Below are 13,804 nucleotides of genomic sequence, written 5' to 3'. Positions count from 1 at the left end.
ATTATGGCAAAACTGGATTATGAATACCTTGCCGGGATCCTTGAAAAGGCCCGGGCAGGGGACGGCAATGCTTTTGCCGAGATTTACACAGCAACTTATTATACGCAGTATCAGGTGATCTGCCAGGATACGCAGGATAAAGATCTGGCTCTGGATCTCCTGCTTCGGCTGTATACTTCCGCTTTTATGGATATTCATTCCTTAAGCTCACCGAAGTATCTCTTATCATGGCTGGACCAGATCCGGTGTAATATCTGTGCCGAATTCTGCAAAACTGTACAGAAAACTTCATCAAGGAACATCCCGATTTCACACAAAGAGGCTGCCCTGGATGCGTTTACGGCCAACCGGATTCTTACCAATGCACTTGCAGTATGCGGCATTGCACCTAGTGATGTTCCGGTAGATGTATTGGAAACGTGGATGAATTACACGAAACCGGGAATATACAGGGTCAGATACCTTATTTATTCTATGCTGGCAATACTCGTTCTTCTGCCCCTTTTATTTGTAAAACCTTCTGTCAAAGCAGAGTGGACCGGTTCGGGAGAAGGGGGCGCAGAGTATTCACTATCGATTCATTCACTTCTTCCTGTGAGCAGCGTCAGTGCCGAGCTGAACGGGTCTCCTGCAGACCTTGAAAAGGCCGGGTACAGAGAATACAGGGCAGTGGCTGGTGAGAATGGTACGCTGGATATTACCGTGAGGAGTGTGAATGGACAGACATATACAAGAAGCTATGACCTGACCCCATTTGATACCGAACCTCCTGTACTGATTGCTTCTGACAGGCGAAGCGGGAAGTTTTACCTGACAGTCCGGGAGACCTATTCCGGGATAGATTATGAAGGAATCACTGGGTTAACTCCTGAATCTTATGACCCACAAAGCGGGTTGCTTGTCTTTCCTGTACCAGATGCAGAAGTTACCGTAACGATTCCGGATAACGCAGGAAATACGCTGACTGTCAGCCTGTCTCCTTAAATTGCTGGTATTCAGAATATGTAATGAATATAAATGAAATAAAAAAGACGCTTTAGATATGTTTTTACTGCTGATTTAATGCAGTTTCAAATCTAAAACGTCTTTTTTTCGTTACTTAATTTTATAGACTGTGCTCTGTAACTTTAGTCTGTAGATGACTCATCACTCTTCTTCATCCTCTGATATTTCAACTTCTTCTCCATCGATTTCCGCTGAAGCCTTCCTAACCTTCGCAACACTTGCAACTTTTTCGTTATCCGGCAGGTTGATCAGTTTCACACCGGAGGTTACACGTCCAAGTACTGATATATCAGAGCATTTCATTCTTATAATGATACCTTCTGTATTGATAATCATAATTTCATTATCTTCATCTACAGCCTTCATTCCAACTACATTGCCGGTCTTTTCGGTGATCTTATAGCATTTCACACCCTTACCGCCTCTGTTCTGTACCGTAAACTCATCCATATTAGTACGTTTACCCATACCTTTTTCAGATACGATCAGAAGATCGCTGCCCTGAATACTGATCTGCATTGCGATCACTTCATCACGGTCGCTTAAATTCATTCCGCGCACACCCATGGATGTTCTTCCTGTTGCCCTTACGTCCTGTTCGTTGAACCGGATGCACTGTCCATACTTTGTGACAAGAATTACATCTTCCTGATTATCGGTAATCTTTACTTCAATCAGTTTATCGTCTTCACGCAGCGTAATCGCTGCAAGTCCTGTCTTTCTGACGTTAGCATAGTCCTTGATCGGAGTCTTCTTAACAAGACCCTTTTCCGTTGCCATGAACAGATATTTGCCGTCCTCATATTCCTGTATCGGAATCATTGCCGTAATCTTTTCATCCGGCATCAGCTGGAGCAGATTGATAATGGCTGTTCCTCTGGCCGTTCTGCTTGCCTCAGGAATCTCATATGCTTTCAGACGGTATACCCGGCCTGTATTTGTAAAGAACATAATATAGTGGTGGGTCGATGTAATAAACAGCTCCTCGATGTAATCGTCATCCAGAGTCTGCATACCCTTGATTCCCTTACCGCCCCTGTTCTGGCTCTTGAATGTATCTACCGTCATACGTTTGATATATCCGAGCTTTGTCTTCGTTACCACGACATTTTCCCGAGGTATTAAGTCTTCCATGGAAATATCAAACTCATCGAATCCAATAGAGGTTCTTCTGTCGTCACCGTACTTATCAGAGATTATCAGGATTTCTTCCCTGATGACGCCGAGGAGAATCTTCCTGTCTGCGAGGATCGCCTTTAATTCTTCGATCCTTTTCATCAGTTCTGCGTATTCGCTCTCCAGCTTCTCTCTCTCCAGACCTGTCAGTGCACGCAGACGCATGTCCACGATCGCCTGGGACTGAACCTCTGACAGATCGAACCTTGCCATCAATTCTTCTTTGGCAACCTGTACATTCTTGGAACCGCGGATAATCTTAATAACCTCATCGATATTATCAAGGGCAATCAGTAATCCCTGTAAGATATGGGCGCGTTCCTCTGCCTTATTCAGCTCATACTTTGTCCTTCTGGTTACGACCTCTTCCTGATGCTTCAGGTAGTATGTCAGCATATCCAGAATGTTCATGACTCTCGGCTCGTTATTCACGAGTGCAAGCATGATAACGCCAAATGTATCCTGAAGCTGTGTGTGTTTATACAGCTGGTTTAAGATGACATTCGGATTCACGTCACGGCGCAGCTCAATACAAATCCTCATGCCTTCACGGCTGGACTGGTCTGCGAGGTCCGTGATACCGTCGATTTTCTTGTCTCTTACAAGCTCTGCGATCTTCTCGATCAGCCTTGCTTTATTTACCATGTATGGAAGTTCCGTTACAATGATACGGTTCTTACCGTTAGCCATGGGTTCTATATTAGTGATTGCACGTACTCTGATCTTGCCCCGTCCCGTGCGGTATGCTTCTTCAATCCCTCTTGTTCCGAGTATCTCCGCGCCTGTTGGGAAATCGGGTCCTTTGACTACCTTTAATATTTCCTCAATTGTTGTCTCCCCGTTCTCTTCGATCTGGTCATCAATGATCTTCACGACTGCGTTGATGACTTCCCGCAGATTGTGCGGCGGAATATTTGTAGCCATACCTACGGCAATACCGGACGTCCCGTTTACAAGCAGATTCGGGAATCTGGATGGGAGTACCACCGGTTCTTTCTCTGTCTCATCAAAGTTGGGCGCAAAATCAACGGTATCCTTGTTGATGTCTGCCGTCATCTCCATGGATATCTTGCTTAAACGCGCCTCTGTATATCGCATGGCTGCCGCACCGTCCCCATCGACGGAACCGAAGTTTCCATGACCGTCTACCAGAGGGTATCTGGTGGACCATTCCTGTGCCAGATTAACGAGTGCCCCGTAGATAGAACTGTCTCCGTGAGGGTGGTATTTACCCATTGTATCACCGACGATACGGGCACACTTACGGTGCGGCTTATCGGGTCCGTTGTTCAGTTCGATCATAGAGTAGAGGATTCTTCTCTGCACCGGCTTTAAACCGTCCCTGACATCCGGAAGCGCTCTGGATGCAATAACGCTCATGGCGTAATCAATGTAGGAAGTTTCCATGGTCTTTTTCAGGTCTACTTCATGGACTTTATCAAAAATATTATCTTCCATTTTTATATCCTTTCCTGTTTCGTGAAATTGTGTAACTGTTCAAAAACCACGAAATTATTATATATCAAGGTTTTTCACATATTTTGCATTCTCTTCGATGAATTCACGTCTCGGCTCTACCTTGTCTCCCATCAGGGTTGTAAAGGTCAGATCCAGCTCAGAAGATGTCTCTTCATCCATGACAACCCGCAGGAGAACCCGGTGCTCCGGATCCATGGTGGTATCCCACAGCTGTTCCGCATCCATCTCTCCAAGACCTTTATAACGCTGGATCTTGTTATTTCCGTCTCTTCCGACTTCTGTCAGGATCTGGGCCAGTTCTTCATCACTGTATGCATACCATGCCTTCTTGTTCTTCTCCAGTTTGTACAGCGGCGGCTGTGCCAGATAAACATAGCCGTCTTTGATCAGGTCAGGCATAAACCGGTATAAAAATGTTAATAATAGTGTACTGATATGAGCCCCGTCAACGTCGGCATCAGTCATGATGATAATCTTATGGTATCTCAGTTTGGAGATATCGAAATCATCATGAATCCCTGTTCCGAATGCAGTGATCATAGCTTTTATCTCTGCATTCCCATAGATTCTGTCCAGTCTTGCCTTCTCGACATTCAGAATCTTACCACGAAGAGGAAGGATTGCCTGTGTCGCACGGTCTCTGGCTGTCTTAGCTGAACCGCCTGCGGAATCTCCCTCAACGATATAGATTTCACAGTTTTTCGGGTCCTTGTCAGAACAGTCTGCGAGCTTGCCCGGAAGTGACATTCCTTCCAGTGCAGACTTTCTTCTTGTCAGGTCCCTTGCTTTTCTTGCCGCTTCTCTTGCACGCTGCGCCATGACAGACTTCTCTACCGTCATCTTTGCAACGTTCGGGTTCTGCTCCAGAAAAATCTCAAGCTGGCTGCTGACGATACTGTCTACTGCCCCTCTTGCTTCGCTGTTTCCAAGTTTCTGCTTTGTCTGTCCCTCGAACTGTGGGTCCTCGATCTTCACACTGATGATCGCAGTCAGCCCCTCCCTGATATCTTCACCGGAAAGGTTTGGCTCACTGTCCTTGAGCAGTTTATTTTTTCTTGCATAGTCATTAAACGTCTTTGTCAGGGCGTTTCTGAAACCGACTATATGTGTTCCGCCTTCAGGAGTCGTAATATTATTTACAAATCCATAAGTATTATCGCTGTAGGAATCATTGTGCTGCATGGCAACCTCGACAGCCACGCCGTCTTTCATGCCTTCACAGTAAATAATCTGCTCATAGAGCGGCGTCTTGCTCTTGTTCAGATAGGCAACAAATTCCTTGATTCCGCCCTCGTAGTGGAAGGTCCTTTCCCTTGGCTCCTCCTCGCGTTCGTCCCGGATCATGATCTTAAGGCCCCTTGTCAGGAATGCCATCTCACGAAAGCGCTGTTTCAGAACATCATAATCAAAAATTGTTTCTTCAAATATTTCATCATCTGGCAGGAATGTGACTTTTGTCCCAGTTTTGTCAGGCTCACATTCTCCGATCACGTTTAATTTCAAAACAACCTTGCCACGCTCGTAGCGCTGCATATAGATTTTTCCCTCGTTGTAAATCTCAACTTCCAGCCACTGGGAAAGCGCATTAACAACAGAAGCACCTACACCATGTAAGCCTCCTGAAACCTTGTATCCCCCGCCGCCGAACTTGCCGCCCGCATGCAGGATCGTAAATACGACTTCAACCGCCGGAAGCCCGGCTTTGTGGTTCAGCCCTACCGGGATACCACGTCCGTTATCAATGACTGTTACTGAATTATCAGGATTTATACTAACTGAGATTGTATCACAATAACCGGCCAATGCCTCATCTACAGCATTGTCCACAATCTCATATACCAGATGGTGGAGTCCTCTTGAAGAAGTGCTGCCGATGTACATTCCCGGCCGTTTCCTGACCGCTTCCAGTCCTTCTAATATTTGGATTTGATCTGCTCCATACTCGGCGTCAAATTCTGTACCTGTTGCACCCATTTAAAAACCTCCTAATTTTCTTTTGCTACCTGCCCATTTTTTACATGGAAAATTTTATTAATAGAAAACCGATGATTTACAAACTCATCTAATCCAGTACATGTGATTACTGTCTGTATATCATGAATACTGTCCAGTAAGTAGTTTTGCCTGTGTTTGTCCAGTTCAGACAAAACATCGTCCAATAATAATACCGGTGTGTCATTAATCATTGACCTCACCAGCTCAATCTCTGAAAGTTTCAGCGAAAGAGCCGCCGTGCGCTGCTGTCCCTGGGAACCAAATTTCCTGATATCAAGGGAGCCTGCCGTAAAGCACAGATCATCCCTGTGCGGCCCAACGGAAGTACTCTTCATCCTGATATCACGCTCTCTGTTTTTCCTCAGAGCCTGTTCAAGCCCCATACTGCCGGTACTTGACTCATAGGTAATCGTAATATTCTCCTTACCGCCTGTCAGCTTATCATGGATTTTCGAAATGATTTTATTTACATCTTTCACGAACTGTTCTCTTCTCTCAGTCACTTTTGTCCCGTACTCAACTAATTGCATATCCCAGATATCCAATGTCTCTACAAGATTCTCCTGCCTGTATATATCTTTGAGTAAGGAATTCCTTTGATTAATAATTCGATTATAGTTAGAAAGATTGCTGAGATATACTTTATCCAGCTGAGATAATTCCAGATCAATAAATCTTCTTCTGCCGGACGGTCCCTCTTTGATAATATTCAAATCCTCCGGCGAAAAAAATACAAAATGGATAATCCCAAATAATTCGCTTGCTCTTCGTATCGGAATCTTATTGATTGCGATTCCTTTCGGACTGTTTTTCTTCAGATGCATGTCGATCTGGAATTCGGTGCCCCTTTTCTCGATCACCGTTTCCAGATGCGCCTCGTCACTCCCAAACTGTATCAAATCCCTGTCTTTCGTGCCTCTGTGAGATTTGGTCGTTCCTGACAAATACAATGCCTCCAGAATATTCGTCTTTCCCTGAGCATTATCACCGTACAAAATGTTAGTCTTGGGGTCAAATTTCAAATCTAACAATTCGTAATTCCTGTAATTCTTTAGCTTTAGAGATTTGATTACCATTGATGTTTCCTCAAGTATGTCACTATTCTACACTTTTTCAGACTATTTTTCAATTTTTATTTCCTGTCCGTCAAATTGAACGACATCTCCGTCATATAATTTACGTCCTCTTCTAGTGTCAGTCTCGCCGTTTACTTTTGCTTCGCCGTCCTGTATTACCTCTTTTGCTTCGACCCCTGACTCGACCAGTCCTGCTGCTTTCAGTGCCTGTCCCAGCTTAATAAATTCATCTCCGTCACGCAACTTAATGATTTCCATACTGCTCCTCTTTTCTGACTATTTATCTGTACTATGCAACTGCATTAAAGTTTACCGGAAGAATCAGGTAAATATAGCTCTGATTTTCGTCCTTGATAAAACATGGGGCCTTTGCATTCATGAAATACAGGTCCACTTCCTCGTCATCAATGACTCTGAGGGCATCGATCAGGAACTTCGGATTAAATCCGATCAATAAATCTTTTCCTTCTTTCACGATAAAAATCTCCTCATCCATGGATCCGATCTGGGATTTGATCTTCAGCTCCATGGATCCCTCACGGATATCAATGATGATCGGCTTCTTGTCTCCCTCTTTGATCAGGAGTGTCGCTCTGTCGATACAGTTCAGGAGTTCTCTTTTATTGATTCTGACTTTTGTCTCATAATCGCTGGAAAGCATCTGGTCAATCTTGAAGTACTCGCCTTCGATCAGACGTGATACAACGACTGTCCTGTCAAACTCAAACACAATATGATTCTTGGTAAATGATATATCAACGTCCGCCTCTGCCTCTCCGCCGATGATCTTACTGATCTCCTGCAGGGTCTTTCCAGGTACGATTACCTTTTTCGGGGCATAGGATTCTTTTAATTCGATCTTACGGATAGAGATTCTGTGTCCGTCCAGAGAGACTACTTTCAGGACGTTATCTTCGATCTCGAACAGTTCTCCTGTCATCATCTTGTTTGTATCATTGTCGGCAATCGAGAAGATGGTCTGACGGATCACTTCTTTGAGCGTGAACTCAGAAACGGTAATATAATCATCCTTCTCGATAATCGGGAGATAAGAGAAATCCTCCCCTGACTGTGCTGCAATATTGAACTTTGCCTTTTCACAGGTAATCAATGTCTGATTGTCTGCCGTTGTCTCTATCGTTACTTCACTGTCCGGAAGCTTCCGGACGATCTCAGAAAAGATCTTTGCGTTTAATGCAATGATACCTCTCTCAACAATGTCTCCGTCAATCCTTGTTTCGATTCCAAGTTCCATGTCATTCGCTGTCAGCTTGATAACATCCATGGATGCGTCAACCAGAATACATTCCAGAATAGGCATAGTTGTTTTTGAAGGTACAGCTTTTGATACAATGCTGACTCCTTTTACGAGATTTGATTTTGAACAAATGATTTTCATATGTCAGTAACTCCTTTCGATGGGTGTGGTGAATATCTTTTCGACCGCGCATTTTTAAAAATATTTATATAAATCAGCTCCGCCTTCTTAGCCTTAGGGGCTGTGGATAAGTTAATAAGTGGTTCCAGGCCTTGATTTTAAAGGGTTTGTCCATACTGAAAACTCTGTAGACATCCACTGTATGACCTCGGGATAATGTGGGGATAATCTGAACCTCAAAAAGTCCTTAATCCGTTATCAACCTCTTAATCCACATGGTTTGAACAGGGTTATCCCGAGCTTATCCACATTAGCCATGCAAAGTAATGTAAGCTTCATAAAGCCTTGAAACCATGGGCTTCCCTTAAAGTTGAGCCTGCTGTTAAGGGAGCCTTATTTCAGGCAAATGTGGATAAACAGCCTATGTTACTTTTATCATCAGACCGGATTTATCTTCTTCTTTATAATATTAACCGTATTGTTAAGAGCTTCATCTACGGTAATCTCATGTTCAATCTTCTTGACACCATGGCTGACAGAGGCATGATCCTTGCCGCCTAAGATGATACCGACTGACTTCAGAGGGGTATCGGTCATGGCACGGCATAAATACATGACAATCTGGCGGGGAAGTACAATCTCTGCATTCCTTTTCTTGCCTTTCAGCTCAGCCACGGGTACATTAAAATGTTCAGAAACAACATCAATAATTAATTCCGGGGTAACGACCCGGTTCTTATCCGGAGAAATCATATCCTTTAAGGCCTCCGCTGCGAGCGGAATATCAATCGGCTTTTTCTCCAGATTTGAAAGTGCTATCAATTTATTAAGAGAGCCTTCGAGTTCTCTGATGTTGGACTTGATATTATTCGCTATATATTGAAGGACTTCGTCCGGTATATGGTAGCGTTCAAGCCCGTCCAATTCTTCTTTCTTACGAAGGATTGCCATTCTTGTCTCATAATCAGGGGAAGAAATGTCTGCAATCAGTCCCCACTCAAAACGTGTACGAAGCCTTGCCTCAAGCGTTTCGATATCTTTCGGCGGCTTATCACTGGATATGATAATCTGCTTTCCTGAAACATGCAGGTGGTTGAACGTATGGAAGAATTCTTCCTGCGTACTTTCCTTGCCTATAATAAACTGAATATCATCAATCAGGAGAACATCGTTATTCCTGTACTTTTCACGGAATGTGGTCATGGCCAGTTCATTCCCGTTCTTACCAATCTTCAAAGCATCGATCAGTTCATTCGTGAACGTCTCGCTTGTGACATAAAGAACTTTTTTTTCAGGATCATTCTCTAATATGAAGTGTGCGATGGAATGCATAAGGTGAGTCTTACCGAGTCCTACACCTCCGTATATAAACAGCGGGTTATAAATCTCACCCGGAGATTCTGCAACTGCAAGGGATGCGGCATGGGCGAAATTGTTATTGCTGCCCACGACAAAAGTATCAAATGTATACTTTCCATTGAGATTCGCATTCTCAAAGATCGCATTTGACTTCTGCTTCTTAACTACATTCTCCTTTTTCTCCTGGATAGTTACATTATCTTCTGTAACAAAGGATATATCGTATTCCTTTCCTGTTACTTCAGCAATGCACACTTTAAAAGGAAGCATATATTTTTCTTCTATATGCTCCAGACTTGCTTTCAACCTCACAAGAATATAAACAGTGTCATCGGTCACTTCATATACGGTAAGTGGTGCAATCCACGTATTGTATGAAATATTTGATGAGCAATATTCTAACTTCATTTTATTTAGGATCTGCTCCCAATTTTCTTCTACAATGTTCATCGATAAGTACTCCTAATCAATATAATAGAGAGATATCTAGGCAAAATCTCTCTATTACATTTTACATCAAAACGGTATTAGAAGCAATGAGAAATGCTGTGTATAACTTTATGAACAAAATTAACGCAGATAAAATATGGGGCCGTAATAGGAAAAAAAATTTAATCTACACATTATACAGTAGTTATAAAGTAGTTATCCACATTTTATCCACAGAAATTCACACCAAAGAAGCAAATTGTGGAAAAGTGTCAGATTAGGAAAGTGGATATGTTGATTTCCGAGAACGGGGATGCTAATGGAAAGATGCGAAAAGGCCCTGTAGTGGGAGCATATACCTGTTTTCCACCCGGGTTGCCTGCTAAGAATGTGTAGTTGATAAAGTGTGGATAATGAAGGGATATGCCCACCGCAGCGCCTTTTACACATTAAAAGCGTGAAAAATATTCTTCTAATTGTTCTCTGGTAAGGGAAAAGCGGGTTTGCAGTTTTGTAAGGATTTTTTCTTTAATCAAAGAAAGCATACCAGAGCTGATATGATACCTAGTAATTAAGATAGAACTTGATACACAGAAAGATGTTGCCACAATTTAAGAAAAATGCAGGGAATGGCTTGACTTACGGGCATTTTTTGAATATAATTAAGAGCAGTGTCTTTCTGCCTATTATAATAGTAGAAAGAAATAAAATTTGAGAATCATTGTAAATACTTTATAATAAGTATCTCAACTAAAGGAGGTGTATTGGTAATGAAAATGACATTTCAGCCTAAAAACAGACAGAGATCAAAAGTTCATGGCTTTAGAGCAAGAATGAGTACTCCGGGCGGAAGAAAAGTTTTAGCTGCCAGAAGAGCAAAAGGAAGAAAACAGTTATCAGCTTAGGCCGCATCTATGTGGCCTTTTCTTCTATTTATAAAAGGAAAAGCGCGGTATAAAGAATGAAGTTTTCGGAATCTTTGAAGAAGAATAAAGATTTTCAGATCGTTTATAAAAACAGTAAAACGTATGCAAACAAGTATCTTGTTATGTATGTGAGGGAGAATGGTACGGAAAAGAACAGACTTGGGATTTCCGTGAGCAAGAAAGTTGGAAATAGTGTTGTAAGACATCATCTTACACGTTTAATCAGAGAAAGTTATCGACTTCAAGAGGCACATTTCAAAGGTGGATTAGATATAATTGTGATTGCGAGAGTGAGTGCAAAAGATAAGGGTTATCATGACATTGAGAGTGCACTCATCCACTTGGGAAGGCTTCATGAAATATATAATCAGTAAAATAATCAGTAGAAGCGCTGAGATGTACTTAAAAGCCCATGAGCAGCATGGCAGGCGCTAAAGAAAGGGAGCGACGCAGATGAAGCGTGTTTTAATAGGACTTATCCGGTTCTATCAAAAATATCTGTCCGGATTAAAGACAAGGTATCACTGCATCTATACACCGACCTGTTCACAGTACGGTATTGAAGCGATTCAGAAGTATGGTGCGATCAAAGGCGGTGCCTTAACAATCTGGAGAATTCTGCGGTGCAATCCATTTGCAAAAGGCGGATATGATCCGGTACCTTAAGGAGGATAAGAGATGTATGGAATTTTAGCTGCAGGATATGCAGACTGGCCGGTTATTCATCAGATTTCCTGGCTGCTTGGAAAAGTGATGAACGGAATTTATAATGTGATGGATGGTTTGTTCGGGATACAGAACATTGGTGTTTGTATCATCATCTTTACAATCATCGTATATACATTAATGATTCCATTGACAATTAAACAACAGAAATGGTCTAAGATGTCTTCTGTTATGAATCCTGAGATTCAGAAGATTCAGAAAAAGTATGCAGGTAAAAAAGACCAGGCGTCCATGTTAAAGCAACAAGAAGAGATGCAGACCGTATATGAAAAATATGGTACGTCGCCAACAGGTGGATGTCTGCCAATGCTGATCCAGATGCCCGTACTTTTTGCGCTGTATCCGGTAATTCAGAATATTCCGAATTATGTACAGGGTGTAAAAGATGTCTATATGCCGGTTGTAAATCAGATCATGGCTGCAGATGGTTTCCAGAAGATTATGGAGAAGATCGGAGAAGCCAAACCTGTACTTATGAGCCCAAAGGCTTATGACTATTCACAGGCAGATACACTTGTGAATGCACTGTATAAATTTCAGGATTCCACATGGAATACACTGGTGGACAAGATTCCGTCCCTGAATGATATTGTAGAAACAACAACACAGGCTGTTGGACACTTAAACAGTTTCCTTGGAATTAATATTGGTGAAGCACCATTTACAATGCTGACAGCTGCAATTAAAGATTTTTCAATTTTAGGAATTATCATGGCGGCTATCATTCCTGTAATGGCAGGTCTGACACAGTTTATCAGTGTAAAGCTACAGCCGCAGCCAGAAGTTGACCCGAGCAACCAGATGGCAAACTCAATGAAGACAATGACATACACCATGCCTCTGTTTTCAGTATTTATGGGATTTACGCTCCCGGCAGGTCTTGGTCTGTACTGGGCAATCAGTGCGGTAGTAAGATGTGTGCAGCAGCTTGCAATTAATAAATACCTCAGCAAAAAGTCAACAGACGAGATGATTCAGGAGAATCAGAAAAAGGCTGCAAAGAAACGTGAGAAAAAGGGTACGTCTGCACAGTCTATTAACAGAATGGCAACTACAAGTACCAGAAACGTTGAAGAAAAGAAAAAGACAAATATATCTGATAAGGAAAGAGAAGAGCGTCTTCAGAAAGCTGCACAATATACGAAGAATGCGAAGTCAGGAAGCCTTGCATCAAAGGCAAACCTTGTCAGCAGATTTAACAGCGGACAGAGTACATCGGACAAAACGGAAGATGATAAATAGTTAGAATCACAGAAAGGAAGGATTCAGGATGAACGGTAGTATCAGAGTATCTGCAAAAACAGTGGATGATGCAATTACAGAAGCGTTGATTCAGTTAGGTGTGACCAGTGACCGGTTAGATTATGAAGTCATTGAAAAGGGAAGTGCCGGATTCCTTGGAATAGGTGTAAAACAGGCAGTTATTGAAGCAAGAAGAAAACCTGAACCTGTCATAGAAGAGCCTGAGATTAAGCAAGAAGTAAAAGCTGAAGTTAAGACAGAAGTAAAATCAGAAATGAAGCCGGAAGCAAAACCTGAAGTTAAAAAAGCTCCGGTAAAGGAAGCTAAGAAGAAAGATTACGCAAAAAAAGAAGAGCGTTCCAGAAAAGAATTCAGGGAAGAGACGCACCGCGAAGAAGTAAAGCCGGCTGTGAAACGCGAATCTGAACTTGCAGAAGTAAAAGATGAGACGAAAAAAGCCGTTGAATCCTTTTTATGTGATACACTGAAGGCCATGGGAATGACCGTGGAACTGGTTTCAGAAATTGATGCTGACGGAGCCTTAAGTATTGAGATGAAGGGTGACAATATGGGAATCCTTATCGGAAAGCGCGGACAGACACTGGATTCTCTCCAGTACCTTGCTAACAGGGTTGCCAACAAGCATCAGGACGGATATGTACGTGTGAAGCTGGATACAGAGAATTATCGTGCAAGAAGAGAAGAGACACTTAAGAATCTTGCAAAGAATATTGCATATAAGGTAAAACGTTCAAGAAGATCAGTATCTTTAGAGCCGATGAATCCTTATGAAAGAAGAATTATCCACGCAGCACTTCAGTCTGATCCATACGTAACGACCCATAGTGAGGGAGATGAGCCTTACAGAAAAGTAGTTGTTACATTGAAGAAGTAACAAAAAGTAGTAATAGAATCGAAGCGAAAGAGGACGTTTCCGCTTCACGGATGCTTTCGTGAAGTTGGGAAACGTCTTTTTATTTCATAAACAGCAAATCAAAGCTGCCTGATCTTGG

12 protein-coding genes are annotated in these 13,804 nt (G+C 42.5%); 6 read left to right on the top strand and 6 right to left on the bottom strand.

Features of this window, described 5'->3' with window-relative positions; translation table 11 throughout:
* Positions 1 to 3: 3 nt before the first annotated feature.
* On the top strand, positions 4 to 984 hold the full coding sequence (locus tag DWX43_RS22225) for a hypothetical protein (protein WP_118621903.1): 981 nt from the start codon (positions 4 to 6) through the stop codon (positions 982 to 984).
* Between the two features lie 162 nt (positions 985 to 1,146).
* Here the strand turns inward: DWX43_RS22225 and gyrA are convergent, their stop codons facing one another.
* The 6 genes from gyrA to dnaA form a co-directional block, all read right to left on the bottom strand.
* Complete coding sequence (gyrA, locus tag DWX43_RS22220) at positions 1,147 to 3,639, bottom strand: DNA gyrase subunit A (RefSeq protein ID WP_109733260.1); 2,493 nt, start codon at positions 3,637 to 3,639, stop codon at positions 1,147 to 1,149.
* A 57-nt stretch (positions 3,640 to 3,696) separates the two neighbouring features.
* Entirely contained in the window at positions 3,697 to 5,634 is a 1,938-nt protein-coding gene (gene gyrB / locus DWX43_RS22215) for a DNA topoisomerase (ATP-hydrolyzing) subunit B (RefSeq protein WP_109733261.1), read from the bottom strand.
* Positions 5,635 to 5,645: 11 nt separating this feature from the next.
* Entirely contained in the window at positions 5,646 to 6,731 is a 1,086-nt protein-coding gene (gene recF / locus DWX43_RS22210) for a DNA replication/repair protein RecF (protein ID WP_118621902.1), read from the bottom strand.
* A gap of 42 nt (positions 6,732 to 6,773) precedes the next feature.
* Entirely contained in the window at positions 6,774 to 6,989 is a 216-nt protein-coding gene (locus DWX43_RS22205; RefSeq protein WP_109733263.1) for an RNA-binding S4 domain-containing protein, read from the bottom strand.
* A 31-nt stretch (positions 6,990 to 7,020) separates the two neighbouring features.
* Positions 7,021 to 8,130 carry a DNA polymerase III subunit beta gene (gene dnaN / locus DWX43_RS22200; RefSeq protein WP_109733264.1) on the bottom strand — a complete coding sequence of 370 codons (1,110 nt, stop codon included), beginning with the start codon at positions 8,128 to 8,130 and terminating at the stop codon, positions 7,021 to 7,023.
* Positions 8,131 to 8,547: 417 nt separating this feature from the next.
* On the bottom strand, positions 8,548 to 9,918 hold the full coding sequence (gene dnaA / locus DWX43_RS22195; protein ID WP_109733265.1) for a chromosomal replication initiator protein DnaA: 1,371 nt from the start codon (positions 9,916 to 9,918) through the stop codon (positions 8,548 to 8,550).
* 749 nt (positions 9,919 to 10,667) lie between these two features.
* Here dnaA and rpmH point away from each other — a divergent pair.
* The 5 genes from rpmH to jag all read left to right on the top strand — a co-directional run bounded on the left by rpmH (position 10,668) and on the right by jag (position 13,686).
* Positions 10,668 to 10,802: a 50S ribosomal protein L34 gene (gene rpmH / locus DWX43_RS22190; protein WP_109733266.1), complete on the top strand. Its 135-nt coding sequence runs from the start codon at positions 10,668 to 10,670 to the stop codon at positions 10,800 to 10,802.
* Positions 10,803 to 10,858: 56 nt separating this feature from the next.
* Positions 10,859 to 11,197: a ribonuclease P protein component gene (gene rnpA / locus DWX43_RS22185; RefSeq protein ID WP_118621901.1), complete on the top strand. Its 339-nt coding sequence runs from the start codon at positions 10,859 to 10,861 to the stop codon at positions 11,195 to 11,197.
* Between the two features lie 79 nt (positions 11,198 to 11,276).
* Positions 11,277 to 11,489 carry a membrane protein insertion efficiency factor YidD gene (gene yidD, locus DWX43_RS22180; protein WP_109733268.1) on the top strand — a complete coding sequence of 71 codons (213 nt, stop codon included), beginning with the start codon at positions 11,277 to 11,279 and terminating at the stop codon, positions 11,487 to 11,489.
* Between the two features lie 12 nt (positions 11,490 to 11,501).
* Entirely contained in the window at positions 11,502 to 12,791 is a 1,290-nt protein-coding gene (locus DWX43_RS22175; protein ID WP_118621900.1) for a YidC/Oxa1 family membrane protein insertase, read from the top strand.
* Between the two features lie 28 nt (positions 12,792 to 12,819).
* Positions 12,820 to 13,686, top strand: coding sequence for an RNA-binding cell elongation regulator Jag/EloR (gene jag, locus DWX43_RS22170; RefSeq protein ID WP_118621899.1), 867 nt, complete (start codon positions 12,820 to 12,822; stop codon positions 13,684 to 13,686).
* The last annotated feature ends 118 nt before the right edge of the window (positions 13,687 to 13,804 follow it).

The sequence above is a fragment of the Clostridium sp. AF19-22AC genome (assembly GCF_003479085.1).
Lineage (GTDB): Bacteria > Bacillota > Clostridia > Lachnospirales > Lachnospiraceae > Faecalicatena_A > Faecalicatena_A orotica.
The sequence above is the reverse complement of the archived record's forward strand: the minus strand, read 5'-3'. Positions and strand labels throughout refer to the sequence as shown.

Coding starts and splice junctions, on each gene's coding strand:
- DWX43_RS22225 (WP_118621903.1), top strand. CDS start 4: ATGGCAAAACTGGATTATGAATACCTTGCCGGGATCCTTGAAAAGGCC.
- gyrA (WP_109733260.1), bottom strand. CDS start 3,639: ATGGAAGATAATATTTTTGATAAAGTCCATGAAGTAGACCTGAAAAAG.
- gyrB (WP_109733261.1), bottom strand. CDS start 5,634: ATGGGTGCAACAGGTACAGAATTTGACGCCGAGTATGGAGCAGATCAA.
- recF (WP_118621902.1), bottom strand. CDS start 6,731: ATGGTAATCAAATCTCTAAAGCTAAAGAATTACAGGAATTACGAATTG.
- DWX43_RS22205 (WP_109733263.1), bottom strand. CDS start 6,989: ATGGAAATCATTAAGTTGCGTGACGGAGATGAATTTATTAAGCTGGGA.
- dnaN (WP_109733264.1), bottom strand. CDS start 8,130: ATGAAAATCATTTGTTCAAAATCAAATCTCGTAAAAGGAGTCAGCATT.
- dnaA (WP_109733265.1), bottom strand. CDS start 9,918: ATGAACATTGTAGAAGAAAATTGGGAGCAGATCCTAAATAAAATGAAG.
- rpmH (WP_109733266.1), top strand. CDS start 10,668: ATGAAAATGACATTTCAGCCTAAAAACAGACAGAGATCAAAAGTTCAT.
- rnpA (WP_118621901.1), top strand. CDS start 10,859: ATGAAGTTTTCGGAATCTTTGAAGAAGAATAAAGATTTTCAGATCGTT.
- yidD (WP_109733268.1), top strand. CDS start 11,277: ATGAAGCGTGTTTTAATAGGACTTATCCGGTTCTATCAAAAATATCTG.
- DWX43_RS22175 (WP_118621900.1), top strand. CDS start 11,502: ATGTATGGAATTTTAGCTGCAGGATATGCAGACTGGCCGGTTATTCAT.
- jag (WP_118621899.1), top strand. CDS start 12,820: ATGAACGGTAGTATCAGAGTATCTGCAAAAACAGTGGATGATGCAATT.